The sequence below is a fragment of the Sedimentitalea xiamensis genome, from assembly GCF_030164465.1.
Classification (GTDB): domain Bacteria; phylum Pseudomonadota; class Alphaproteobacteria; order Rhodobacterales; family Rhodobacteraceae; genus Sedimentitalea; species Sedimentitalea xiamensis.
The window spans coordinates 72,179-95,323 of sequence record NZ_JASNJE010000008.1; the positions used below are offsets into that span (position 1 = coordinate 72,179).

The following is a 23,145-nucleotide window of genomic DNA, read 5'->3' on the forward strand; positions in this document are numbered from 1 at the left end:
GGACCGATTCAGGAGATGATGATGACCACCTACACCGCGCTCACGACCTTGACGGGCCGCAAACCGGCCGAAGCCCTTGGGGCGGCGATGGAACGGCTGGTGCCCGAACCTACCGGCGTCGGGGTCTTCGAGGTCGAGGATGGCTCCGGCCTGTGGGAAGTGGGCGGCTATTTCGAGGAAACCCCCGACGTCGGCGGTCTGGCGCTTCTGTCCGCCAGCTTTGGCGCGAAACCCTTCGTGGTGTCCGAAGTCCCGGAAACGGACTGGGTGGCCCATGTGCGGCGGGAACTCGCCCCGGTCGCGGCGGGACGGTTCTTCGTGCATGGCAGCCATGATCTCGACAAGGTTCCGGCCGATGCCCTGCCGCTGCTGATCGAGGCGCAGATGGCCTTTGGCACCGGCCACCACGGCACGACTCTTGGATGCCTGCGGGCGCTGGACCGACTTGTCGATTCGGGTTTCGTGGCGCAGCGCGTGGCCGATGTCGGATGCGGCACCGCCGTTCTTGCGATGGCGGCGGCGCGGGTCTGGGACGGCCGGATCGTGGCCAGCGATATTGATGAGGTCGCGGTCGAGGTGGCCACGGCCAACCTGCGCGCCAACGGGCTCGAAGGCCGCGTGACCTGTGTCGAGGCCGCGGGGTTCGATCACCCCGCGCTTGCGGCTCTCGCGCCCTGCGATCTGATTTTCGCCAATATCCTGAAGGGGCCGCTGGTGGCCCTGGCGCCGGATCTCGTGGCGCATCTGAAACCCGGCGGTCGCGCGATCCTTTCAGGCATCCTGAACGAACAGGCCGACGATGTGATCGCGGTTTATCGCGGCGTCGGAACCGATCTGGTGGCGCGCGAGCAGATCGGCGACTGGACGACGCTGGTGCTCGGGGTCGCCGCGTAGAAAATCCGGGATGGGTGGCGCGTTTCGCCGGCGCGGGGCCGTTCCAGGCGGATGCGTCACGCGGCGCCTGAAACGAGAAAGACAGCCGAGTGTGTATGACCCGGCTGTCTTCATGATGTGATCGGTCGCGGAAACTCTGACCCCGGTTTGTCGGGGCCGGGTCGGGCGCGTCTCAATAGGTGATGCGGCTTGCCGCCACATGGTCGATGTCACCGCGGACCAACCCGATGTCTTCCAGCTCGCGATCGGTGAGGCTGGACAGAGCATTGCGCGTGACGCGCGCGTCATTCCAGGCCGAGAGCATGCCGATCATGTTGGCGGCGAAGCCGCCGATACGGCTGAAAAGGCCGTGAGAGCCATAGGTGGTGCGGGTGGTGTCGAAAACAGCCATATCCGTGTCCTTCGTTACAGTGTGTGAATGCAGGTGCATTGTTTGATGGACGGCAGATAAGGACAGGCATTCGGCGCGGCAAGCAGCATAAATTGCAATGTCCCTATGCAATTCCAGCATGGGTCGAACCTGCGTTATCGCCTTTTGAAGACTGGCAGAAATCCGCCGGTAAAAGTGTCGTTTTCGGGTTTTCAGGCTGTCGGTTTCGGGCGTCGTGTCGCCAATGGGCGATCCCCTGTCGCGTTCATGCCGCGGTGCAAAACGCTTGGACCGTGTTCGCGTTTCGTGCTAGTGCATCAAAAAAGCAACAAGATGTGCGCAAATGGCGCCGGGAAACGGGCAGACATGCGAATATTGGGCATCGATCCGGGGCTCCGCAGCCTGGGCTGGGGCGTGATCGACTCACAGGGCTCGCGGTTGAGCCATGTGGCGAATGGTCAGATTCGCTCGGACGGGGCCGATCTGGCGGGGCGGTTGCTGTCGCTTTACGATCAGCTGACCGCGGTTCTGCGGTGCTACGCCCCGGACACGGCGGCGGTGGAACAGACCTTCGTGAACAAGGACGGCGCCGGGACGCTGAAGCTGGGCCAGGCCCGCGGCATCGCATTGCTGGTGCCGGCGCAGGCGGGGATGACCGTCGGAGAATACGCGCCCAACCGGGTCAAGAAGACCGTGGTCGGGGTCGGGCATGCGGACAAGGCGCAGGTGAATCACATGGTCAAGTTGCAGCTGCCCGGCTGCGTCCCGGCGGGACCGGATGCGGCGGACGCGTTGGCGGTCGCCATTTGTCATGCCTTTTACGGCGGTGCGCGGCCTTTGTTGCGTGAGGTGCGGGCGTGATCGGGCGGCTGCGCGGACGGCTGGAATATCGCGGCGCGGATCACGTGCTGATCGATGTGCAGGGGGTCGGGTATATCGTGTTCTGTTCCGACAGAACCCTGGCCGCCCTGCCCGGACCGGGCGAGGCGGTGTCGCTTTTCACCGACATGGTGGTCCGCGAGGACCTGATGCAGCTCTACGGCTTTTTGACGCTGATGGAGAAGGAATGGCACCGCCTGCTCTGTTCCGTGCAGGGGGTCGGGGCCAGGGTGTCGCTGGCGATCCTGGGCGCGCTGGGGCCGGACGGCGTCGGGCGCGCCATCGCCCTGGGCGATGCGGCCAGCATCAAGGCGGCCAAGGGCGTCGGTCCGAAGACCGCGCAGCGGGTCGTTCTCGACCTGAAGGACAAGGCCCCGGCCGTCATGGCCATGGGCAGTCTTCAGCCGGTTCCCGAGTCGACGGGGACCGCTGCGCCGGCCATCGAGGCCGCCGCACCGGCGCCGCGCAAAGGCGCGGCGGCGCCGGTGTCGGATGTTGCTGCGCAGGCGGCGGCGTTGTCGGCCTTGTCCAATCTCGGATATGCTCCGGGCGATGCCGCGGGGGCCGTGGCGGAGGCTTCCGCCGGTTTGCCCGAAGCGGGCGAAGCGGACCTGATCCGGGCGGCCTTGAAGCTGCTCGCACCGAAAGGGTAGGCCGCCGCGATGTCCGATACCGACCCGACCCTGCGCCCGGAGCCGCTGCCTGACGACAACGATCGGGCGCTGCGCCCGCAGACGCTGGACGCATTCATCGGTCAGGCAGAGGCCCGCGCCAACCTGAAGGTCTTCATCCAATCCGCCCGCCAGCGCGGCGAGGCGATGGATCACACCCTGTTTCACGGCCCGCCGGGGCTTGGCAAGACCACGCTGGCGCAGATCATGGCGCGCGAGCTGGGGGTGAATTTCCGCATGACCTCGGGTCCGGTGCTGGCCAAGGCCGGCGATCTGGCCGCGATCCTGACCAACCTCGAGGCGCGGGACGTGCTGTTCATCGACGAGATTCATCGCCTGAACCCGGCGGTGGAGGAAGTCCTTTATCCGGCGCTGGAGGATTTCGAACTGGATCTCGTGATCGGCGAGGGTCCGGCGGCGCGCACGGTGCGGATCGAGCTGCAGCCCTTCACGCTGGTCGGGGCGACGACACGGATGGGGCTGCTGACGACACCCCTGCGCGACCGGTTCGGCATCCCGACCCGGCTTCAGTTCTACACCATCGAGGAGCTGCATGAGATCGTCGGCCGAAATGCCCGGCTGCTGGGCGTGCCGGCGGAGTCGGACGGTGCGCGCGAGATCGCCCGCCGGGCGCGGGGCACGCCGCGGATTGCCGGGCGGTTGTTGCGCCGGGTGGTGGATTTCGCGGTGGTCGAGGGTGACGGCCGTATCACGCGGGAACTGGCGGATGGCGCGCTGACCCGGCTTGGGGTGGACCATCTGGGGCTTGACGGCGCGGACCGGCGGTATCTGCGGCTGATCGCGGAGAACTACATGGGCGGACCTGTCGGGATCGAGACCCTGTCCGCGGCGCTGAGCGAGAGCCGCGATTCGCTGGAAGACGTGATCGAACCCTTCCTGTTGCAGCAGGGGCTGATCCAGCGCACGCCGCGGGGGCGGATGCTGGCGCACAAGGCGTGGTCTCATCTGGGTCTGGTCGCGCCTCGGGGTCAGAACGATCTGTTCGATTGAACCCGCGGGCCATGCGTTCTATGCCTCCGGCGGGAGTATTTTGCGCAAGAGGAAGGCGACGTGACACCCGAGGAGATCGAGGCCCTGTTCACCCGCAGCGACGGGTCCTATGCGTTTGCGCGCTGGGGGCGTCCGATTGTGCCGGTGGTGTTCGGGGTGCAGGATGAAACCCTGCCGGTCATCAAGGGCGCCTTTGAAGCAGTTTGCGCCCTCGCCGGACACCGGATGGCGGAGACGGATCCGGAGCTTGGAAGCAACTGCATGGTGTTCTTCCTGCGGGCATGGGACGAACTGCCGGCGGTACCCGATCTGGACAGGATGCTGCCGGATCTCGAACCTCTGGTGCTGCGGCTGAAAGCGGCGGAGGCGAACCAGTACAGGGTCTTCCGCTTTGACGGCACGGGATCGATCCGCGCGGCGTTCGTGTTTCTGTGCATGGACGAAAATCTCGGCGCGGTGTCCGCTGAAGCACTGGCGCTGTCGCAGGTCGTGCAGACCGTGCTGCTTTGGTCGGACCTGGCGTTCCGGGACCGCTCGCCCCTGGCGTTGGCGCGGGACAGGATGGTGCTGCGCCCCGAGATCGCCGGGGTGATCCGGGCCGCCTACGATCCGGTCCTGCCGGGCGCGGCGCAGGATGCCTCCCATGCGCTGCGGATCTTTGCGCGCCTGTCCGCGACGCGGTGATCCGCCCGGTTTCGGCGGGTGTGCATTGCGGCGCACATCGGTAGTGGGGGACCGGGCGCGGGATCCCGCCCGAAATGGTTGAACGATCACGACGAAGGAGAGCGACAGGGATGCACAGGTTTTCGGTTCGGGTCTACTACGAAGACACCGATATGGGCGGAATCGTCTATCACGCGAACTATCTGCGCTATATCGAGCGGGCCCGCAGCGACTGGGTGCGCCAGCTGGGCAATGACCAGAACGCGATGCGCGACGCCGGTCTGGTCTGGGTGGTGCGGCGGATCGAAGCGGATTACATCTCGACGGCGCGGTTCGAGGACGAATTGGAGATCGAAACAACGGTTGAGAAGATCACTGGCGCACGCCTCGTGATGGCGCAAGTGGTGAAAAAGAACGGCAAGGATATCTTTCGCGCGGTGGTCACGGCGGTGTGCATGACGGCGGACGGGCGGCCTGTGCGCCTGCCAGCGGAGATTCGCGCATCGATCAAGTGACGCAGGTGGATCGCGCGGATCTATTGGCATTTCCGGGCCAACTGCGATAGGCTGTGGCGAACGAAAGGCCGGAAAGAAAACGGCCACGAGCAAAGAGCAGGCAGATGGAAGCAGAAACACTTGCGCTGGCGCAGGAGATTGACTTTTCCTTGTGGGGTCTTTTCGCGCGCGCGACCTTCGCCGTCAAGCTGGTCATGATCATCCTGACAGTGGCGTCGGTCTGGTCCTGGGCGATCATCCTTCAGAAGCTGATCGTGTTCCGGGGTGCGCGGGCCGAGGCATCGATCTTTGACCGCTCCTTCTGGTCGGGCGAACCTCTTGACGGGTTGTTCGAACAGATCGGGGCGCAGCCGGATGGCAATTCGGAGAAGATATTCGCCGCCGGGATGACCGAATGGCGGCGTAGCCACCGCACCGACGGGCGTCTCATCGCCGGCGCGCAGTCGCGGATCGACCGGTCGATGGACGTGGCGATCAACAAGGAAGCCGAGGGTCTGCAAAGAGGCTTGCCGGTTCTGGCCACCATCGGGTCGACGGCGCCGTTCATCGGGCTGTTCGGCACCGTGATCGGGATCATGAACGCCTTCATCGAGATCGCCGAACAGCAGAACACAAACCTCGCCGTGGTCGCGCCCGGTATCGCCGAAGCGCTGCTGGCCACGGGGCTGGGCCTGCTTGCCGCAATTCCGGCGGTCATCTTCTACAACAAGCTGAGCGCGGACAGCGACCGCATCGTTGCCGGATACGAAGCTTTCGCCGACGAATTCGCGACCATCCTGTCGCGCCAGTTGGACAGCTAGATCATGGGGGCCGGGGTTCAGCAGTCCGAAGCGGGCGGCGGGCGCCGCCGCAGGCGCGGGCGCCGCCGCGCCCGGCCGATGTCGGAGATCAACGTGACGCCCTTCGTGGACATCATGCTGGTGTTGCTGATCATATTCATGGTGGCCGCGCCGCTGCTGACGGTCGGGGTTCCGGTGGAACTTCCGAAAACGGCGGCGAACGCCCTGCCGACGGATTCCGAGGAACCGTTGACCGTGACGATCACGGCGGATGGCGAAGTGCAGATCCAGACGACGCCGACGCCGCGGGACGATCTCGTGAACAAGCTGCGCGCCATCGCCGCGGAGCGGGACACCGACCGGGTGTTTCTGCGCGCGGACGGCGCCATTCCCTACGAGAGCGTGATGCAGGTGATGGGGGCGCTCAACGCGGGCGGGTTTTCCAACGTGGGCCTGGTGACGGATGTCGGCGGGCCGACGCTGGACAGCGGCCGGCAGTGAGGCGGCGGTTTGGACACCGGCACCAAGATTTCTGCGATTGCCCATGCGGGCCTGATCGGAGTGGCCTTCCTGGGCGGAGCTTTCCGGTCCGAACCTCTGCCGTTTGAGGTGCGCGAGGTGTCGGTGATCTCGTCCGAGGACTTTGCCGCCCTGACAGCGCCGCGAGAGCCCGAAACGGTGCGGGAAAGCCCGCGGCCGCCGATCCGGCCGGAACCGGCGGCCGAATCCGTCCCGGCTCCGGAACCCGAACCGGTGGTCCAGCCGCCGGAACCGCAGCCGATTCCGGAGATCGACGAACCGGAGCCCGTCGTCGTGCCGGAAGCGGCCGCGCCCAAACCGATCGAACGCGTCGCGCCCGAACCGGTGCCCACGCCTCCGGAAGATGCGAAGCCGGACAGTCAGACGCGCACCGAGGTCACCAATGACGCCGGGGCCGAGACGCCGCAGGAACAACAGGAAGCGACCGCCCCGGAGGAAGCCACCGACCGGATCGTGACCGAGGCCGATGCGGTCGAAGCGAAGACCTTCGCGCCGCAACTGTCGCCGCGTCCGCCATCGATTCGGCCCGAGCGTCCGACGCCGGCCCCGACGCCCACGGCCCAGCCGATCCAGGAGACCGCGCCCGAACCGGAACCGGCCCCGGACACGTCTGACGCGGTCAATGCCGCGCTGGCCGAAGCCCTGAGCGCCGGTTCGAACGCGCCCGAGGCCCCGACCGGTCCGCCCTTGTCGGCGGGCGAAAAGGACGCGCTGCGCGTGGCGGTCTCCGAATGCTGGAACGTCGGGTCGTTGTCCTCGGCGGCGCTGGCGACCACGGTGGTGGTCGGCGTGTCGATGGCGCAGGATGGCAAGCCGATCAGCGATTCGATCCGCATGCTGTCCAGTTCGGGGGGGGACAGCGGATCAGCCCGTCAGGCCTTCGAGGCCGCCCGCCGGGCGATCATTCGCTGCGGATCAACAGGATTTGATCTTCCGGCCGAGAAATATGGTCAATGGCGTGATATCGAGATGACATTCAATCCGGAGAGGATGCGGATCAAATGATGAGACTTCTGTCGTGCTTGCTGGTCGGCGCAACCCTGTTGGCGGCACCATTGGCGGCGCAGACCGGACCGTTGAGGATCGAGATCACCGAGGGCGTGATCGAACCGCTTCCTTTCGCGGTGCCGACCTTCGTGCCCGACACTGCCGAGGCGGCGGCGCAGGCGGCGCAGATTTCGCAGGTCATTGCCGACGACCTGACGGGCACCGGGTTGTTCCGTCAGATCCCGGACAGCGCGCATATCAGCAAGGTGACGGATTTCGCAGCACCGATCCAGTATGCGGACTGGAAAGCGATCAACGCGCAGGCGCTGATCACCGGAGCGGTCTCGGTGGCCGGGGGCAAGCTGACGGTCCGGTTCCGGGTCTATGACGTGTTTTCCGGCGCGGAACTGGGCAACGGGCTGCAATTCGTCGGCTCGCCGGACGGTTGGCGACGGATGGCGCACAAGGTCGCCGACGAAGTCTACAGCCGGATCACCGGGGAAGGCGGCTATTTCGACAGCCGGGTCGTCTATGTCTCTGAAACCGGGCCAAAGGACCAGCGGCTGAAACGGCTCGCGATCATGGATTACGATGGCGCGAACGTGCAGTATCTGACCGACAGTTCGTCGATCGTTCTGGCGCCGCGGTTTTCGCCGACCGGCGATCGGGTGCTGTTCACCAGCTACGAGAGCGGATTTCCGCGCATCAACGTCCTTGACGTCGGCAACGTGCAGCGTCGCGTCCTGCAACAGACGGAAGGCACCATGAGCTTTGCGCCGCGGTTCGCGCCGGACGGGCGTACGGTGGTGTTTTCGCTGGAACAGGGCGGCAACACCGATCTTTACCGGCTGGATATCGCCACCGGCACACAGACCCGGCTGACGACGGCCCCGTCCATCGAGACCGCGCCGAGCTTTGCACCGGACGGCAGCCAGATCGTGTTCGAAAGCGACCGCTCCGGCACCCAGCAGCTTTACGTCATGCCCGCTGGCGGCGGAGAAGCCACCCGGATCAGTTTCGGACAGGGGCGCTATGGCACGCCCGTCTGGTCGCCCCGCGGCGACCTGATTGCCTTTACCAAGCAGAACAAGGGGCGGTTCCACATCGGCGTCATGCGCGTGGACGGCAGCGAGGAACGGTTGTTGACGGCGTCCTTCCTGGATGAAGGCCCGACCTGGGCGCCCAATGGCCGGGTGCTGATGTTCGCCCGCGAGACGCAGGGCGAAACCGGCCGGTCCTCACTCTATTCGGTGGATATCACCGGGCGGAACCTGAAACCTGTCCGGACGCCCGATGGCGGGTCCGATCCGTCCTGGTCTCCGCTGCAAAAGTAACCTGTGCGTCATGGTGCGTTCACAAGGCGAATCCGCTGTGATAGAAATGTCTTAACAAACAAAACAACGGGGCAATCGGCATGAGACTTCTGAGCAGACTTGTTATCTTCGGTGCGGTGCTGGCCTTGGCCGCCTGCAGCAATTCTTCGCGCTTTGACAGCGCGGGTGCGGGCGGCGCCGGGAGCGGCTCCGTGTCCGGTTCGGGCTTGCCGTCGGATCCGACCTCGGTCGCCTATTTCCAGCAGGCCGTCGGCGACAGGGTTCTTTTCGCCGTGGACCAGTCCACCATTTCGCCGGAAGGCCAGAGCATCCTGAACGGCCAGGCCGAGTGGCTGATGAAGAACACCGACTATTCCGCCGTCATCGAAGGGCACGCGGACGAGCAGGGCACCCGCGAATACAACCTGGCCCTCGGTGCCCGCCGGGCCAATGCCGCGCGCGAATACCTGATCTCGCGCGGGGTCGCCGGCAACCGCCTTCAGACGGTGAGCTACGGCAAGGAGCGCCCGATCGAGATTTGCAGCGATGAAAGCTGCTATGCCCGCAATCGGCGCGCGGTCACGGTTCTGGCCGGCGGATTGACGAGCTGACGATATGCGGATGAGGGTTCTGAACAGTCTGGCAATGGTTTTGGCGGTCGGATTGGCGGCCGCTCCCTTCAGGGCGACAGCGCAGGATCAGCAGACCCTGGCGGATATCCGCCAGGAACTGACGGTCCTCTATGTCGAAGTCCAGAAACTCAAGCGGGAGTTGTCGACCACCGGAACCGCAGCCGGGAACCTGGCGGGAACCACGGTTCTGGACCGGGTCGCCGCCATCGAGAACGAACTGCAACGCCTGACGGCACAGTCCGAGGATCTGGAAAACCGGATCAACCGGGTCGTGACGGACGGGACGAACCGGATCGGGGATCTGGAATTCCGGCTGGTCGAACTGGAAGGCGGCGATGTCTCGAAGCTCGGTGAAACCACGACATTGGGCGGTGACGTTCCCGGCCCGAAGGTGTCAGCCTCGGTTCCCGCGCCTGCCGAAACGGGAGAAAGCGGCGAACTCGCAGTCGGCGAGGAAGCGGATTTCAGGATTGCCGCACAGGCGTTGCAGGACGGTGACAACGCGAAGGCCGCAGAGCTGTTTTCGACGTTCAACCAGACCTATCCGGGCAGTCCGCTGACGGCTGAGGCCGAATTGAGCCGGGGGCGCGCGCTGGATGGACTTGGCGACACGCGCGAGGCGGCGCGGGCCTACCTGGCCAGTTTTTCCGCCGATACCGATGGCGCCGTCGCGCCCGCGGCCCTGTTCGAACTGGGGGCGGCGCTTGGGCGTCTCGGTCAGACAAGTCAGGCTTGCATAACCCTGGGCGAAGTTGCGACCCGCTTTCCCGCCGCCGAAGCGGTCGAACCGGCGCGACAGGAAATGGCTGCTCTGGGCTGTTCTTGACGGGGGCGGATCGCGATATTCTGGCCCGGACAAGGGCGCAATTCGGAGCCGCTCCGCCAGCCAGGCTGGGTGTGGCGGTTTCCGGCGGCGGAGATTCGGTCGCGTTGCTTCACATCCTGTCCCGCTGCTTTGAACCGGGAGCGGTCGAGGTGGCCGCCGTAACGGTCGATCACGGTTTGCGCCCGCAGTCCGCCCGCGAGGCCGAAGAGGTGGGTGAACTGGCCGAACGGTTGGAAATCGCCCACACGACCCTGCGATGGACGGGCTGGGACGGAACCGGCAACCTGCAGGCGCGCGCGCGGGATGCCCGGTATCGGCTGATCGGCGAATGGGCGAAAACGCTGGAGATTTCGGTCGTGGCTTTCGGACACACGGCGGATGATCAGGCGGAAACCGTGCTGATGGGGCTGGCCCGGTCGTCCGGCGTCAACGGACTGTCGGCCATGCCGGTGCGCCGCACCCTGCACGGAATCAACCTGTTGCGCCCGCTTCTGGGCGCCACGCGGCAGGAATTGCGGGATTACCTGAGGGGCCACGACATCGCCTGGAGCGAGGATCCGTCCAACGAGGATGACCGGTTCGACCGTGTGAAGGTGCGCGAAGCGCTGAAACTGCTGGCGCCGATCGGCCTTACCGCGCAGGTGTTGTCCGACGTTGCGGGAAACATGGCGCAGGCGCGCGAAGCCCTGGACTGGTTCGGTTTCCTGTCCGCACGCGACCTCGCGGTGGTCGATGGCGGCGATGTGTCGATGGATCTGCGCCGTTTCCGGACGCTGCCAGCGGAAATCGCGCGGCGGTTGCTGACCCGCGCGATCCTCTGGGTAGGCGGCCAAGATCAGGTGCTGCGCCGGGTCCCGGTATCGCAGGCGCTGGATGCGGCCCGGCAGGGGCGCGCGATCACGCTGGGCGGCTGCCATGTGCTGAGTCACGGCAATCGGATCTGGGTTTGCCGCGAATTCAATGCGGTGCGGCACGAACGGTCCGGACCACAGGAGATCTGGGACCGGCGCTGGCGCCTGGACGGGCCATGCGAGGCCGGTGTCGAGATCCGGCCTCTCGGCCGCAAGGGCGTCAGCGACTGCCCGGATTGGCGGCTGACCGGACGGCCCTTGTCGTCCGTGATCGCGTCTCCGGCCATCTGGAAAGACGACGAGCTGCTCGCGGCGCCTTTGGCCGGCCGGCCGGAAGGATGGAAGGTCCGGTTGACCGGCGGTGAAGAGGAGTTCTTTGCTTCGCTATTATCGCATTGAACCTGAGCGTTTCCTCTCTATTTTAAGTCTGAAGCGGGCCGTGATCCTTCCGGCCCCGGATTTAGGAGAGTTTCCTTGGGAAATGCACGCAATATTGCCTTTTGGGTTGTCCTGTTCCTGCTGATCCTTGCTCTGTTCAACCTGTTCAGCGGGCCGGGCGGCACGATGCAAAGCCGTGAGATCCCCTATTCTCAGTTCGTGGCCTCGGTCGAAAACGGCGACGTGAGCCAGGTGACGCTGGATGGCGAACAGATCCGGTTCCGTGGATCGGATGGGGTGGACTACGTTGCGATCAAGCCGGAAGACGCCGGCATCACGGATCTGCTGATAAACAACAACATTCCGGTCCGTGCGGAAAAACAGCAGCAATCCGGGTTCCAGTCCTTCCTCGTGACACTGCTGCCCTTCCTGCTGCTGATCGGGGTCTGGGTCTATTTCATGAATCGGATGCAGGGCGGCGGCAAGGGCGGCGCGATGGGCTTTGGCAAGTCCAAGGCCAAGATGCTGACCGAGAAGCACGGCCGCGTGACCTTTGACGACGTGGCGGGTATCGACGAGGCCAAGGAAGAACTGGAAGAAATCGTCGAATTCCTGCGCAACCCGCAGAAATTCAGCCGCCTGGGCGGCAAGATCCCGAAAGGCGCTTTGCTGGTCGGCCCTCCGGGCACCGGTAAGACCCTGCTGGCCCGCGCCATCGCCGGCGAGGCGGGGGTGCCGTTTTTCACCATTTCCGGTTCCGACTTTGTCGAGATGTTCGTCGGCGTCGGTGCCTCCCGTGTGCGCGACATGTTCGAGCAGGCCAAGAAGAACGCCCCCTGTATCGTCTTCATAGACGAGATCGACGCCGTCGGCCGGCATCGGGGCGCGGGCTACGGCGGCGGCAACGACGAACGCGAACAGACGCTGAACCAGCTTCTGGTCGAGATGGACGGGTTCGAGGCCAATGAAGGCGTGATCATCCTGGCCGCCACCAACCGCAAGGACGTGCTGGATCCGGCGCTGTTGCGTCCGGGCCGGTTCGACCGGCAGGTCACGGTCGCCAACCCCGACATCAAGGGCCGCGAGAAGATCCTCGGCGTCCATGCGCGCAAGACTCCGCTTGGACCGGATGTCGATCTGCGCATCATCGCCCGCGGCACCCCCGGCTTTTCCGGCGCGGACCTGGCGAATCTCGTGAACGAGGCGGCCTTGATGGCGGCGCGCGTCGGCCGCCGGTTCGTCACCATGGAGGATTTCGAGAACGCCAAGGACAAGGTGATGATGGGCGCTGAACGGCGATCCATGGTGCTGACGGCGGAGCAGAAGGAAAAGACCGCCTATCACGAAGCCGGACATGCGGTGGTCGGCATGGCGCTGCCGGAATGCGATCCGGTCTACAAGGCCACGATCATTCCGCGCGGCGGCGCCCTGGGCATGGTGGTGAGCCTGCCCGAGATCGACCGGCTGAACTGGCACAAGTCCGAATGCGAACAGAAGCTGGCGATGACCATGGCCGGGAAGGCCGCGGAAATCCTGAAGTGGGGCGAAGGCAACGTTTCCAACGGTCCCGCGGGCGACATCCAGCAGGCCAGCGCGCTGGCCCGTGCGATGGTGCTGCGTTGGGGCATGTCGGAAAAGGTTGGCAATATCGACTATGCCGAAGCGCATGAAGGCTATTCCGGTCAGACTCCGGGCTTTTCCGTATCGGCCCACACCAAGGAACTGATCGAGGAAGAGGTCAAACGCTTCATCGAGGAAGCTTACGACCGCGCCTATGGCATCCTTCAGGAAAAGAACGAGGAATGGGAACGGCTGGCCCTCGGTCTGCTGGAATACGAGACCCTGACCGGCGAGGAAATCAAACGGGTGATGAATGGCGATCCGCCGCAGTCAGGGGATCACGATGACGATGCCCCGGATCAGGGCAGCGCGCCGAGCGTCACCGCGATTCCGAAAACCAAGCCGAAGAAGTCGCCGCCGGATGGCGGGCTTGAACCGGAACCGTTGGCCTGACCGACACCGGCTTGACAGGAAGAAACCCGAGCTGCCGGAGCACGCTCGGGTTTTTTCGTTTTAGGCTGGCGGAACCGACTCGGTCGGATAAACATGTGCCCGGCAGGAGTTGTCATTCTGTGGCTGACAGGAAATGAGAACGGGTTTGGCCGGACTGAAGGAAACGGAATACGAGGGCGAAGTCGTCTGGCTTGGATACGTACCTGCCAACAGCGGGTCGTTGCGGTCGCAGGCCAAGGACTCGCTGGATCTGCAATTCGGCGGGGTTGCCGGCGAGCAGCACGAGGGGGTGCGCCGCCCGTCCTGTTCCCGGGTCACGAATCTCTATCTCAAGGGCACGGAGATCACCAACACCCGGCAGCTCAGCATCCTGTCCAGCGAGGAGATGGATGAAATCGCCCGTGGCATGGGCATGGCAGAGCTGGACCCGGCCCTGATCGGCGCCAGCATGATCCTGCGGGGCATTCCCGATCTGACGCATCTTCCGCCGTCGTCGCGACTGCAATTCGCGTCCGGCGCGACCTTGACGGTCGACCTGGAAAACGGCCCCTGCGTTTTTCCGGCGCGCGAAATCGAAGCCGAGGCGCCGGGCTTCGGCAAGGGTTTCATACCCGCCGCGACAGGCCGGAGAGGCCTGACGGCCTGGGTCGAACGGCCCGGCCGGGTGTCGCTGGGGGACAGGCTGCGGCTTTTCGTGCCGGACCAGAGATCGTGGACGCCCTGACGGCAAACCCGCTTTCACGACGCATCGGATCGGGAAAATGTCGGAAATCCGACCTGCGATTTCCGGTCAAACCGGTAAGCCTGACGCTGACTCCATGCGGTGAAGCACCATGGCGATCGGGCATGTCCGCAACATCGCGACATGCCGGGATCGGGATCAAAAGGAAGGACAGGAAATGAGCGCGCAGATTATTGACGGCAAGGCCTTTGCGGCCAGGGTCCGAGAGCAGGTGGCCGAACATGTGGCACGGTTGAATCGCGATCATGGGCTGAAGCCCGGATTGGCCGTGGTCCTGGTGGGCGAAGACCCGGCGAGCCAGGTCTACGTGCGTTCCAAGGGCAAGCAGACCGTCGAAGTCGGGATGAACAGCTATGAACACAAGCTGGACGCGGACACCTCCGAAGCCGACCTGCTGGCGTTGATCGACAGGCTGAACAACGATCCGGCGGTCAACGGGATCCTCGTGCAACTGCCTCTGCCCAAACACCTGAACGAAGACCTGGTCATCAATTCCATCGACCCGGCCAAGGATGTGGACGGGTTCCACATCAGCAATGTGGGATTGCTGGGAACCGGACAGAAGAGCATGGTGCCCTGCACGCCGCTGGGGTGCCTGATGATGCTGCGCGATCACCTTGGCAGCCTTTCGGGGCTGGATGCGGTGGTGATCGGGCGTTCCAACATCGTCGGAAAACCGATGTCGCAGCTCTTGCTGGGCGACAGCTGCACCGTGACCATCGCGCATTCGCGCACGAAGGACCTGCCGGATGTGGTGCGGCGGGCCGACATCGTGGTCGCCGCGGTCGGACGTCCGCAAATGGTGCCGGGCGACTGGATCAAACCGGGCGCCACGGTGATCGACGTGGGCATCAATCGCATCGACAAGCCGGATGGGGGCACTCGTCTGGTGGGTGACGTGGACTACGACAGCTGCGCCGCCGTCGCGGGCGCGATCACACCGGTTCCGGGCGGCGTCGGGCCGATGACCATTGCCTGCCTGCTGGCCAATACGCTGACCGCCACCTGCCGTGCCAACGGCCTGGAGGAACCGCAGGGGCTGACGGCCTGACCTTGGCCGGCGTGACGCCCGTTCGCGGGGCCACTTCGGCCCGCGAATCTTCCCGCGGATGGGCATTCCGGCTCCGACCGCTGCCCTTGGCGTGCCGGAGTCGCCTGCCCGTCGTGACGGACAGGTGGTGCTTGGCTGGCTCCGCGGCCCGCAACAGGGGCGTCAGTCTGATTGCCGAAGCGCCGCAATCCCGGCGGCATATATGTCAGTCGGCGCATCCTGCCCGGATCTGAGAGGCCCGGTTTCCCGGCGTGAAATCCGATGGCGGGACGCACCTCGAACCGATCAATGGCGATCTGGTTCCGGTCAGCCGGAAGTATCGCCCGGAACCGGAAGAGGCCGGGGTGATCTAGCGCGGCATCGGCACCGCAAGCACGGTCGGCCCGGTCAGCAGGGCCAGGGCGCCGGGCCGCATCAATTCGGTCAGGCTCCGGTCGGTGCTGCGCAACCCGCCGGTGAAACTGCCATAGGCTGGCAGGACCAGCCGCCGATCATCGAGCAGAAAGGCCGGGCGCGACAGGGAATGTCCGCGCATCCGCAGATGCACCTTTGGATGGAAATGGCCCGAGACTTCGGCGCTGGCGGCGGGGTCCGCGATATGGCGGAAGGTCAGGGGTCCGACCGTCAGCTCGCCCAGGTGCATGCCGCCCAGCGATACCGGGCCGGGATCGTGGTTCCCCTCGATCCAGATCCAGCGGCGTCCGGCCTGAAGACGGCTGATCCGCCGCAACTCCGGGTCGGGCAGGCCCGCAGCGGATTCCAAGTCGTCGAAACTGTCTCCGAGACAGATCACCATCGCGGCGCCGGTTCTGTCGATGTCGTCGGACAGCCGGGACAGGGTTTCGCGGCTGTCATAAGGGGGCAGGGCGCTGCCGCCAAGTTTCGCCAGACGCACGGATTTGCCGAGGTGCAGGTCGGAGACGCACAAGAGACGGTGTTCCGGCCACCACAGCGCGCCGGATCCCAGCGCGACCAGGCTGGCTCCGGCCAGGGAAAAGGCGTGTTCGATCCCAGGGTCTTCACCGGTCTGGCGTGCCTGAGGGGCGCAAGGCGGCGCTTTGGGCGGATCAGGCGGGGCTTGCGACACGGTTCACCTCCTGAAGCCCGGAGAGTTCCATCAACCGGCGGGTTTCTTCGGCCAGCAGGCGTTCCTCGGCGGTGCCCTTGACCGGCACCTTGCCGACTTCGAGCAGCAAAGGCGCTGCGAGCGGCGTGATCCGGGGCAGGCGAAGCAGGTCCAGCCGGGGTCCGACCCGTTGCAGCATTTCTTCTATGCGGTGAAAATCGACCAGCCCGCGCAGGGCTTCGGTTCGCGTGATGTCCAGCATCAGGTGGTCCGGGTCATATTTTTGCAGCGTGTCATATAGGATATCGGAAGAAAACGTCGCCTGCCGACCGGATTTCCGGGCGCTTGGCGTATTGCGTTCGATCAGTCCGGCAATCGTGGCGCTGGCGCGGAAGGTCCGTTTCATCACCGCATTGCCATCCAGCCAGCCCTTCAGACCGTCGCGCAGGCTGCGTGCATCCAGCAGCGCGGATGCGTCCAGAACCGGGTCGAGCCCCCAGATCAGCGTGGCATAGTCGGTCGCAACGAAGCCCAGGGGATGCAGGCCCAGATCTTCCATCCGCTTGGTCAGAAGCAGGCCCAGAGTCTGCTGCGCATTGCGGCCGGCAAATCCATAGACACAGACATGTTCCCGCCCGTCGTGGGGGAAGCTCTCGATCAGCAGCCGGTCCCGTTCCGGCAGGCGCGACATGCGCTTCTGAAGGGCGAGCCAGTCTCGGGTGTGCTCGGGAAGCTGCGGCCAGTGCGGCTGGGCGAAGAGTTCGAGAATCCGGGCGCTCAACTGTGTGGAGGTGGCGAACTTGGTGCCGGAAAAAGTGGCGATCCGGGGCGTTCGGCCCGCGTCGCGTGTGACTTCGACCGTCATGTCGCGCAACCCGTCGTAGCGCACGATTTGCCCCCCGATCAGGAAGGTATCCCCCGGTGTCAGGGTCGCGGCAAAGGCTTCCTCGACCTCTCCCAGGGGTTTGCCGACCCGGTTGCGTTTCAGCCGGACTTTCAGGGTGTCGGTGTCCTGGATCGTGCCGATGTTCATGCGGATACGCTGGGCGCTGCGCGGATCGCGCAGGTGCCAGCGACCATCCGGACCCTGCCGCAGGCGTTGCCAGCGGTCATAGGCCCGCAGGGCATACCCGCCGGTTGCGGTGAAATCCAGGCACCGGTCGAATTCGGCGCGGGTCAGGTCCGCATAGGCGCCGGCGGTCGTCACCTCCGCGAACAGGTCGTCGGCGCGGAACGGTGCTGCGCAGGCGGCGATCAGGATATGCTGGCAAAGCACGTCCTGCGGTCCCTGGCCGCGCGGCTCGCCATCCAGATCGCCGGCGGTCGCCGCTTCCAGCGCCGCGACGCATTCGACGACTTCGAACCGGTTGGCAGGGACCAGAAGCGCCTTTGAGGGGGCGTTGTAGCGGTGATTGGCCCGCCCTATCCGCTGCACCAACCGTTTCACGTTCTTCGGCGCGCCGATCTGTATGACGAGATCCACGTCGCCCCAGTCGATGCCGAGGTCGAGGCTTCCGGTGCAGACAATGGCGCGCAACTCGCCCCGGACCATCGCCGCCTCCACACGCTGACGCTGCTGCCTGTCCAGGCTTCCGTGATGAATGCCGATCGGCAGGCCTTCGCTGTTGGCCAGCCACAGGTTGTGAAAGAAAATCTCGGCCTGCGCGCGGGTATTGTGAAAGATCAGCGTGGTCTTGTGGGTGCGGATCCGATCCAGCACCGCAGGGATCGCATAGGCTGCGCCGCCGCCGGCCCAGGGCGGCGGTTCCCGTGTCTGCAACATTGCGATGTCAGGCACCGGTCCCGGATCCGCGATCAGGATTTCACAGGGGTCCGGATGCCGCGCCAGCAAGGCGGCAATGGCCTTCGGGTCCTGAACCGTTGCCGAAAGGCCGACGCGGCGCAGGTCGGGGCAGAGCGTCTGCAAGCGGGACAGCGCCAGCATCAACTGGTCGCCACGCTTGCTTTCGGCCAGCGCATGGATCTCGTCGACGATGACGCGCTTCAATCCGGCGAACATGCGCGGGGCATCCTCGTAGGAGATCAGCAGGGCCAGGCTTTCCGGTGTCGTCAGGAGGATATGCGGAGGATCGGCGCGTTGCCGTTTCTTGCGGCTGGCGGGCGTGTCGCCGGTGCGATCCTCGATCCGGATGTCCAAGCCGATCTCTTCCACCGGTGTGCGCAGGTTGCGCTTGATATCGGCGGCCAGCGCCTTGAGCGGGCTGATGTAAAGCGTGTGCAGACCCGGATGGGGCGCGGTGGTCAGGTCGGCCAGCGTCGGCAGGAAGCCGGCCATGGTCTTTCCGCCGCCGGTCGGGGCGATAAGCAGCGTGGCCGGGTGATCCGCCGCGTCCAGCATGGCGCGCTGATGCGGGTGCAGTGCCCAGTCACGCGATGAAAACCACTGTTCGATGGAGGGCGGAAGACCGGTCATCCGCCAAGTTTAGCGGCTAATATCGAGGATTGGAACGGGTCGTGAACATCACGTGGCGCGCCGATCCGTGTTTCGGTCCGCGCAGGGCGAAGCGGTCCGCCCCGGCGCTATTTCACGATCTTTTCATCCTTCACGAACATGTTGGCCCAGGCCCTGTCGATCAGGTCGGGCGTCATCTGGTAGGGGATGCCTTCGAACTCGCAGATCGCGATCATCTGGTCGATCAGGAAGACCGGTTGATAGTTGGCGTAGATATTGTCGATGGTGGGATACTTGGTCTTCAGCAGGTAGACGAGCGATGCCTCGTCCAGCGGCATTCCCTTCTTGCGGGCCACCAGCGCAAAGATCTTCAGGAAGTTTTCCTGGCTTGGTCCGTCGATCTTGATCTTGAAGAAGATCCGGCGCAGCGCGGCCTTGTCGAAAATCTCGTTCGGGTGGAAGTTGGTCGAAAAGATCACCAGCGTGTCGAACGGCACTTCGAATTTCTCGCCCGATTGCAGGCCGAGGATGTCTTTGCCTTCCTCCAGCGGCACGATCCAGCGGTTGATCAGCGCCTGCGGCGGTTCTTCCTGCCTGCCGAGGTCATCGACGATGAAGATGCCGCCGGTCGATTTCAACTGGAGCGGCGCCTGGTAGGTGCGCGCCGTGGGATTGTAGACCAGATCGAGCATTTTCAGCGACAGCTCGCCGCCGGTCACGACGGTCGGGCGTTCACAGCAGACATAGCGCGTGTCGAACCGCCTGGCGCGGCGCAGCGAATTCGGATCGTCGCGGATTTCCTCGACGGCGGAGTGCACGATCGGATCGTAGACCGTGATGACCTGTCCGGAATATTCGATCGCGCGGGGGACATAGACCCTGTCGCCAAGCGCGTCGCGCACCCCGTTGGAGATCGAGGATTTCCCGTTGCCCGGCGGGCCATACATCAGGATCGACCGACCGGCGCTGACGGCGGGTCCAAGATGGTCCAGCAGGCTGTCGGGCAGGATCAGATGGCCCATCGCGCGGGTCAGCTGGTCGCGCGTGATCTGGATGTTGCGGATCGACTGCCGTTTGACCTGCTCGCGGTAGACATCCAGCGGAACCGGCATCGCGCCGAAATATTCCGACTGGGCCAGCGCGTCCAGCGCCCGCGCCTTGCCCGCGTCGGTCAATTGGTATCCCATCTCGTTGCCATTGTTGGCATTGAGCGTTCCGGTCGCTTCCAGCAGGCGCTGGTCGCGGGCGATATCGACGAGTTCCTGCGTCACCTGGAGCGGCAGGCAGATGGCGGTGGCGATCTCCGACACGGTATCGACATTCTTGCGGAATATCGTTTTCAGCAGGATGTCGCGCATCATGACCATCGGCAACTGCATCTCGGCCATGCTGCGCGGCGAAGGGGGCTCCATGACGGGGGAGGTTTGCATGTTCATCTGGCTTGCCTGTCGGTTGTCGTGCTGCTGCGAGTCAGACTAGCGGCGATGTTTGGCAGGAATGCGGCAAGCAAGGCACGACATGCGGGCTTTCTCTGGCTGTGTCCGGATGCGCGTGACCGGCGGGTTCCGGCAAAGGGCGCCGGAATGGGTCAGGCGCCGAACTGCGATCCGAGCAAGAGATAGATCGCCAGCGTTCCGCCCAGCGACAGACCCATGGGGAATTTCCAGCCGGCGGTCCAGCTTGTCCAATCCGGCGCGATCCGGCGCAACGGTGTGTATTTCACCAGCCGGTGCGTGACGAAAGCCGCCAGGAGGTTGGCTGCGAAAATCGCGATGAGTAGCCGCAGGTCGCCGATGGCGATGAACGGGGCGGCGGCGGCGGCGAATTTGGCATCCCCCGCGCCGATCGCGCCCGCCGCGTTCAGCACGATCCCAACGACCAGGATGACGCCCATCTGCAACAGGCGGACGCCATATGTCGGCAGGGGCAGCACGAAGAGTCCCACGACCACGAAAACCGCGGCCAGCAGAAGAACCGCCTGATTGGTGATGCGCATTTCCCGCAGATCCGTGAACGCCACGTAAAAACAGATCGGCAGGACGAACGGCAGGAACCAGAGCGCCGCTGACGCGGAGACCGCCATCGGATCAGGTGCTTTCCAGCGCCCGCAGGGATCTGGCGGCTTCTTCGAAGTGCTGCGGATGGGTGTTGATGGCTTCCCGCAACAGACCTTCTCCGGTCTTCACATCGCCCTGCTTGATCGCGGTCAGGGCCATGGTGTGCAACAGTTCCGCCCGTTCCGTCTGGTCCATCGGAACCACCGGCAACGAATAGTTGCGTTGCGCCCCGCGCGCCAGAACCAGGTTGTTCTTGGCGGTGAAGAGCGTCGGGTCCTGCCGGATCGCTTCGCCGAACAGTCGCTCCGCTCCGGCGAAATCGCCGCGGGTCAGCTTCGAATAGCCCCAGTTGTTCATGACCCCGGCGGGTTTGGTGGTCAGGCCGACCGCCGTGTCATAGAAACTGTCGGACTTGTCCCATTCCTTGTTGGCGTCGGCCACCATGGCTTCGAGACGATAGCGCTTGAAGGTTTCATGGGTCGGCGGCACGCTGTCCAGCGTCTGTTCCGCGGCCTTCCAGTCGCTGTTGCGGATCTGTGCGTCGGCCAGTTCGACCTTGTCCCCTGCATTGGAACCGGTCATTCCGACCACTTTCGTCCAGGCGGCGGCGCCTTCTGTATTGCGTTTTGCCCGCACCAGCGACGTCGCGAGCCCACGCTGCAAATCTATCCGGCCCGGACTTTTCTGCAGGCTGCGGGAAAAGTAGTCGACGGCCTCGTTGGGGTCGGCGACGGTCAACATCACATCGTTCAGGTCGCTTTCGTCGACGACATTCACGTCCTGAAAGGCCCGTTCAACCGTCTCGTCGGGTTTCTCGGAACAGGCCGAAAGAATAAGACCGCCCACGAGAACAACCGGAATCAGAATGAGGTGGCGCATTTTTTGCGTCCTTTACTGCTCTTGCCTCTGTCATGGTGTCTTCCGGATCAGGAATTCGCTGCTGCCCCGGCGCACCAATTTATAGTCTTCATTTTCCGGCTCCTTGATAGCAGAATTTTCCGATTTTGCGAGCGCTAAGCGCAAATTGTCGCGGATTGAGTCACTTTCGCCATTGTCCAGCGCATAGGCCTTTCGGAAAATCTGCGTGGCTTCGGCGATCTCGCCCATTTCCATCAATACAACCCCAAGGTTATTCCAGGCCTCCGGCCAGTCCGGCGCGGCGACGACGGCGCGGCGCAGCAGTTTCTCGGATTGCCCAAGCCGTCCCAGCCCGAGATTGGCGGTGCCGAGACCGGTCAGGATTTCCGGGGTCATGCCTTGTTCGAGCGCGGCGCGGGTGAAGGCATCCAGCGCCAGTTCGTATTCCGATGCCGCCATCAGACGATTTCCAACCTCGACCCCGTCGACCGCATCCTTGCGCAGATCGACGCCCGGTGCATAGGGGCTGTCGGGCAGGTTCGTGATCGGCGCGGGTCCGCAGGCGGCCACCGCCGAACAAACGGCGATGGCCAGACATGCAATACGGGGTATCGATTTTCGCGTCGCCTTTGCTGGCGCCATGTCACTGGTTGCCCAATTGTCCCAAGTTCGCGATGCCCTGCGCCGATGGGCTGATCAGGATGATCAGCAGCGGGGGCACCGTCAGACCCATAGTGGCAAGGGTCATTTTGGTTGGCAACTTGTTTGCGGCCTCTTCGGCGCGCATCACGCGTTTGTCCCGCATTTCACCGGCGTAGACCCGGAGGGCTTCGGCGATCGAGGTGCCGAAGGCGGCGGACTGGATCAGAACGGTCACGAAGGACGACACATCCTGCACCCCGCAGCGCGTGCCCATGTCGCGCAGAACGGCGGACTTGTCCTTGCCGGCCTTCATCTCGTAGGCGACGACCTCGAATTCCTCGGCCAGATCGGGGTAGGAGGCGTGCAGTTCCTTGGCCACCCGAACGATGGACTGATCCAGCGACTGGCCGGCCTCGACGCAGACCAGCATCATGTCCAGCGCGTCCGGAAAGCCGCGTTCGATGGTTTCCTTGCGTGCATCGACGCGCCGGGTGATCCAGTATTTCGGAATCATGTAGCCGATGCCGCCGGGGCCGATCGCGTACATGATCATCTTCTGGTTGTCCAATTCCTGCCCGCTGGCATTCAGCATCGCGATATAGGCGACACCGCCGATCAGGCCGATGATGCCAAGCGCGAACTGCGCGAAATGAAAGAACCGCACCGCGTCCTTTGACTGATAGCCGGCCTGGCGCAGTTTCAGTTGAATGGCCGACAGCTCGTCCTCATTCTTGGGTTCCAGGAAGGAGGCGAATTTCTGAAGCTGTTCGTTGCGGCCGTTCTGACGCAGCTTTTCCTTTTTCTTCTGGTCGCCTGTGCTTTGCGTGGTGCTGGCGCGCTTCAGCTTTTTCAGGGGATCCTCGCGCTGGTTCAGCATCAGCGGGATGGTGAGCAGGATCATGAACAATCCCAGCGCGCCAACCACGATGATGGGGCCGAACTCGCCAAGCGAATTTGTGAGCATGTCGTTGATACCGGACAGAAATTGCATCTC

General features: G+C 64.4%; 24 protein-coding genes. 16 read left to right on the forward strand and 8 right to left on the reverse strand.

The window, feature by feature from the left end; genetic code table 11:
• Window positions 1-21: 21 nt before the first annotated feature.
• Window positions 22-894 carry a 50S ribosomal protein L11 methyltransferase gene (locus QO034_RS08975; RefSeq protein ID WP_284485180.1) on the forward strand — a complete coding sequence of 291 codons (873 nt, stop codon included), beginning with the start codon at window positions 22-24 and terminating at the stop codon, window positions 892-894.
• A gap of 172 nt (window positions 895-1,066) precedes the next feature.
• Here QO034_RS08975 and QO034_RS08980 read toward each other — a convergent pair whose 3' ends face one another.
• Window positions 1,067-1,285, reverse strand: coding sequence for a DUF1127 domain-containing protein (locus tag QO034_RS08980; protein ID WP_284485181.1), 219 nt, complete (start codon window positions 1,283-1,285; stop codon window positions 1,067-1,069).
• Window positions 1,286-1,630: 345 nt separating this feature from the next.
• On the opposite strand from QO034_RS08980, the gene ruvC reads away from it, so the two are divergent.
• From ruvC to folD, 15 genes are all read left to right on the forward strand, one after another.
• Window positions 1,631-2,125 (forward strand): crossover junction endodeoxyribonuclease RuvC, encoded by a 495-nt coding sequence (gene ruvC / locus QO034_RS08985; RefSeq protein WP_284485182.1) that lies wholly within the window; start codon window positions 1,631-1,633, stop codon window positions 2,123-2,125.
• Complete coding sequence (ruvA, locus tag QO034_RS08990) at window positions 2,122-2,796, forward strand: Holliday junction branch migration protein RuvA (protein WP_284485183.1); 675 nt, start codon at window positions 2,122-2,124, stop codon at window positions 2,794-2,796. The genes ruvC and ruvA overlap by 4 nt, the downstream gene beginning before the upstream one ends.
• A 9-nt stretch (window positions 2,797-2,805) precedes the next feature.
• Complete coding sequence (ruvB, locus tag QO034_RS08995) at window positions 2,806-3,825, forward strand: Holliday junction branch migration DNA helicase RuvB (protein ID WP_284485184.1); 1,020 nt, start codon at window positions 2,806-2,808, stop codon at window positions 3,823-3,825.
• 60 nt (window positions 3,826-3,885) lie between these two features.
• Window positions 3,886-4,509 carry a hypothetical protein gene (locus QO034_RS09000; protein WP_284485185.1) on the forward strand — a complete coding sequence of 208 codons (624 nt, stop codon included), beginning with the start codon at window positions 3,886-3,888 and terminating at the stop codon, window positions 4,507-4,509.
• Between the two features lie 110 nt (window positions 4,510-4,619).
• On the forward strand, window positions 4,620-5,003 hold the full coding sequence (gene ybgC, locus QO034_RS09005) for a tol-pal system-associated acyl-CoA thioesterase (protein WP_284485186.1): 384 nt from the start codon (window positions 4,620-4,622) through the stop codon (window positions 5,001-5,003).
• 104 nt (window positions 5,004-5,107) lie between these two features.
• Window positions 5,108-5,803 carry a protein TolQ gene (gene tolQ / locus QO034_RS09010; RefSeq protein WP_284485187.1) on the forward strand — a complete coding sequence of 232 codons (696 nt, stop codon included), beginning with the start codon at window positions 5,108-5,110 and terminating at the stop codon, window positions 5,801-5,803.
• A gap of 3 nt (window positions 5,804-5,806) precedes the next feature.
• Window positions 5,807-6,283 (forward strand): protein TolR, encoded by a 477-nt coding sequence (gene tolR, locus QO034_RS09015; RefSeq protein WP_284485188.1) that lies wholly within the window; start codon window positions 5,807-5,809, stop codon window positions 6,281-6,283.
• A gap of 9 nt (window positions 6,284-6,292) precedes the next feature.
• Window positions 6,293-7,327, forward strand: a complete 1,035-nt coding sequence (locus QO034_RS09020; RefSeq protein WP_284485189.1) for an energy transducer TonB — start codon at window positions 6,293-6,295, stop codon at window positions 7,325-7,327.
• Window positions 7,324-8,643, forward strand: a complete 1,320-nt coding sequence (gene tolB / locus QO034_RS09025) for a Tol-Pal system beta propeller repeat protein TolB (protein ID WP_284485190.1) — start codon at window positions 7,324-7,326, stop codon at window positions 8,641-8,643. The genes QO034_RS09020 and tolB overlap by 4 nt, the downstream gene beginning before the upstream one ends.
• 80 nt (window positions 8,644-8,723) lie before the next feature.
• Window positions 8,724-9,233, forward strand: coding sequence for a peptidoglycan-associated lipoprotein Pal (gene pal / locus QO034_RS09030; protein WP_284485191.1), 510 nt, complete (start codon window positions 8,724-8,726; stop codon window positions 9,231-9,233).
• A 10-nt stretch (window positions 9,234-9,243) separates the two neighbouring features.
• Window positions 9,244-10,080: a tol-pal system protein YbgF gene (ybgF, locus tag QO034_RS09035; protein WP_284485192.1), complete on the forward strand. Its 837-nt coding sequence runs from the start codon at window positions 9,244-9,246 to the stop codon at window positions 10,078-10,080.
• A 71-nt stretch (window positions 10,081-10,151) separates the two neighbouring features.
• Entirely contained in the window at window positions 10,152-11,330 is a 1,179-nt protein-coding gene (gene tilS, locus QO034_RS09040; protein ID WP_407696750.1) for a tRNA lysidine(34) synthetase TilS, read from the forward strand.
• Window positions 11,331-11,405: 75 nt separating this feature from the next.
• Entirely contained in the window at window positions 11,406-13,322 is a 1,917-nt protein-coding gene (gene ftsH / locus QO034_RS09045; protein ID WP_284485194.1) for an ATP-dependent zinc metalloprotease FtsH, read from the forward strand.
• 145 nt (window positions 13,323-13,467) lie between these two features.
• Window positions 13,468-14,046: an MOSC domain-containing protein gene (locus QO034_RS09050; RefSeq protein ID WP_284485195.1), complete on the forward strand. Its 579-nt coding sequence runs from the start codon at window positions 13,468-13,470 to the stop codon at window positions 14,044-14,046.
• Window positions 14,047-14,221: 175 nt separating this feature from the next.
• Window positions 14,222-15,115, forward strand: a complete 894-nt coding sequence (folD, locus tag QO034_RS09055) for a bifunctional methylenetetrahydrofolate dehydrogenase/methenyltetrahydrofolate cyclohydrolase FolD (protein ID WP_284485196.1) — start codon at window positions 14,222-14,224, stop codon at window positions 15,113-15,115.
• Between the two features lie 349 nt (window positions 15,116-15,464).
• Here folD and pdeM read toward each other — a convergent pair whose 3' ends face one another.
• The 7 genes from pdeM to QO034_RS09090 all read right to left on the reverse strand — a co-directional run bounded on the left by pdeM (window position 15,465) and on the right by QO034_RS09090 (window position 23,142).
• Entirely contained in the window at window positions 15,465-16,106 is a 642-nt protein-coding gene (pdeM, locus tag QO034_RS09060; protein ID WP_407696751.1) for a ligase-associated DNA damage response endonuclease PdeM, read from the reverse strand.
• Between the two features lie 76 nt (window positions 16,107-16,182).
• Entirely contained in the window at window positions 16,183-18,615 is a 2,433-nt protein-coding gene (locus QO034_RS09065) for a ligase-associated DNA damage response DEXH box helicase (protein ID WP_284485197.1), read from the reverse strand.
• A gap of 107 nt (window positions 18,616-18,722) precedes the next feature.
• Complete coding sequence (locus tag QO034_RS09070) at window positions 18,723-20,030, reverse strand: P-loop NTPase family protein (protein ID WP_284485198.1); 1,308 nt, start codon at window positions 20,028-20,030, stop codon at window positions 18,723-18,725.
• 152 nt (window positions 20,031-20,182) lie between these two features.
• Entirely contained in the window at window positions 20,183-20,677 is a 495-nt protein-coding gene (locus tag QO034_RS09075) for a prepilin peptidase (RefSeq protein ID WP_284485199.1), read from the reverse strand.
• A gap of 4 nt (window positions 20,678-20,681) precedes the next feature.
• Entirely contained in the window at window positions 20,682-21,530 is an 849-nt protein-coding gene (locus tag QO034_RS09080) for a tetratricopeptide repeat protein (protein WP_284485200.1), read from the reverse strand.
• 30 nt (window positions 21,531-21,560) lie between these two features.
• Window positions 21,561-22,151, reverse strand: coding sequence for a tetratricopeptide repeat protein (locus QO034_RS09085; protein ID WP_284485201.1), 591 nt, complete (start codon window positions 22,149-22,151; stop codon window positions 21,561-21,563).
• Between the two features lies 1 nt (window position 22,152).
• Window positions 22,153-23,142, reverse strand: coding sequence for a type II secretion system F family protein (locus QO034_RS09090; RefSeq protein WP_284485202.1), 990 nt, complete (start codon window positions 23,140-23,142; stop codon window positions 22,153-22,155).
• Window positions 23,143-23,145 lie beyond the last annotated feature (3 nt).

What these genes read in the sequence shown, in the direction of transcription:
- QO034_RS08975 (WP_284485180.1), top strand. Translation starts at nt 22, where the DNA reads ATGACCACCTACACCGCGCTCACGACCTTGACGGGCCGCAAACCGGCC.
- QO034_RS08980 (WP_284485181.1), bottom strand. Translation starts at nt 1,285, where the DNA reads ATGGCTGTTTTCGACACCACCCGCACCACCTATGGCTCTCACGGCCTT.
- ruvC (WP_284485182.1), top strand. Translation starts at nt 1,631, where the DNA reads ATGCGAATATTGGGCATCGATCCGGGGCTCCGCAGCCTGGGCTGGGGC.
- ruvB (WP_284485184.1), top strand. Translation starts at nt 2,806, where the DNA reads ATGTCCGATACCGACCCGACCCTGCGCCCGGAGCCGCTGCCTGACGAC.
- ybgC (WP_284485186.1), top strand. Translation starts at nt 4,620, where the DNA reads ATGCACAGGTTTTCGGTTCGGGTCTACTACGAAGACACCGATATGGGC.
- tolQ (WP_284485187.1), top strand. Translation starts at nt 5,108, where the DNA reads ATGGAAGCAGAAACACTTGCGCTGGCGCAGGAGATTGACTTTTCCTTG.
- tolR (WP_284485188.1), top strand. Translation starts at nt 5,807, where the DNA reads ATGGGGGCCGGGGTTCAGCAGTCCGAAGCGGGCGGCGGGCGCCGCCGC.
- tolB (WP_284485190.1), top strand. Translation starts at nt 7,324, where the DNA reads ATGATGAGACTTCTGTCGTGCTTGCTGGTCGGCGCAACCCTGTTGGCG.
- pal (WP_284485191.1), top strand. Translation starts at nt 8,724, where the DNA reads ATGAGACTTCTGAGCAGACTTGTTATCTTCGGTGCGGTGCTGGCCTTG.
- ybgF (WP_284485192.1), top strand. Translation starts at nt 9,244, where the DNA reads ATGAGGGTTCTGAACAGTCTGGCAATGGTTTTGGCGGTCGGATTGGCG.
- folD (WP_284485196.1), top strand. Translation starts at nt 14,222, where the DNA reads ATGAGCGCGCAGATTATTGACGGCAAGGCCTTTGCGGCCAGGGTCCGA.
- QO034_RS09065 (WP_284485197.1), bottom strand. Translation starts at nt 18,615, where the DNA reads ATGACCGGTCTTCCGCCCTCCATCGAACAGTGGTTTTCATCGCGTGAC.
- QO034_RS09070 (WP_284485198.1), bottom strand. Translation starts at nt 20,030, where the DNA reads ATGAACATGCAAACCTCCCCCGTCATGGAGCCCCCTTCGCCGCGCAGC.
- QO034_RS09075 (WP_284485199.1), bottom strand. Translation starts at nt 20,677, where the DNA reads ATGGCGGTCTCCGCGTCAGCGGCGCTCTGGTTCCTGCCGTTCGTCCTG.
- QO034_RS09080 (WP_284485200.1), bottom strand. Translation starts at nt 21,530, where the DNA reads ATGCGCCACCTCATTCTGATTCCGGTTGTTCTCGTGGGCGGTCTTATT.
- QO034_RS09085 (WP_284485201.1), bottom strand. Translation starts at nt 22,151, where the DNA reads ATGGCGCCAGCAAAGGCGACGCGAAAATCGATACCCCGTATTGCATGT.
- QO034_RS09090 (WP_284485202.1), bottom strand. Translation starts at nt 23,142, where the DNA reads ATGCAATTTCTGTCCGGTATCAACGACATGCTCACAAATTCGCTTGGC.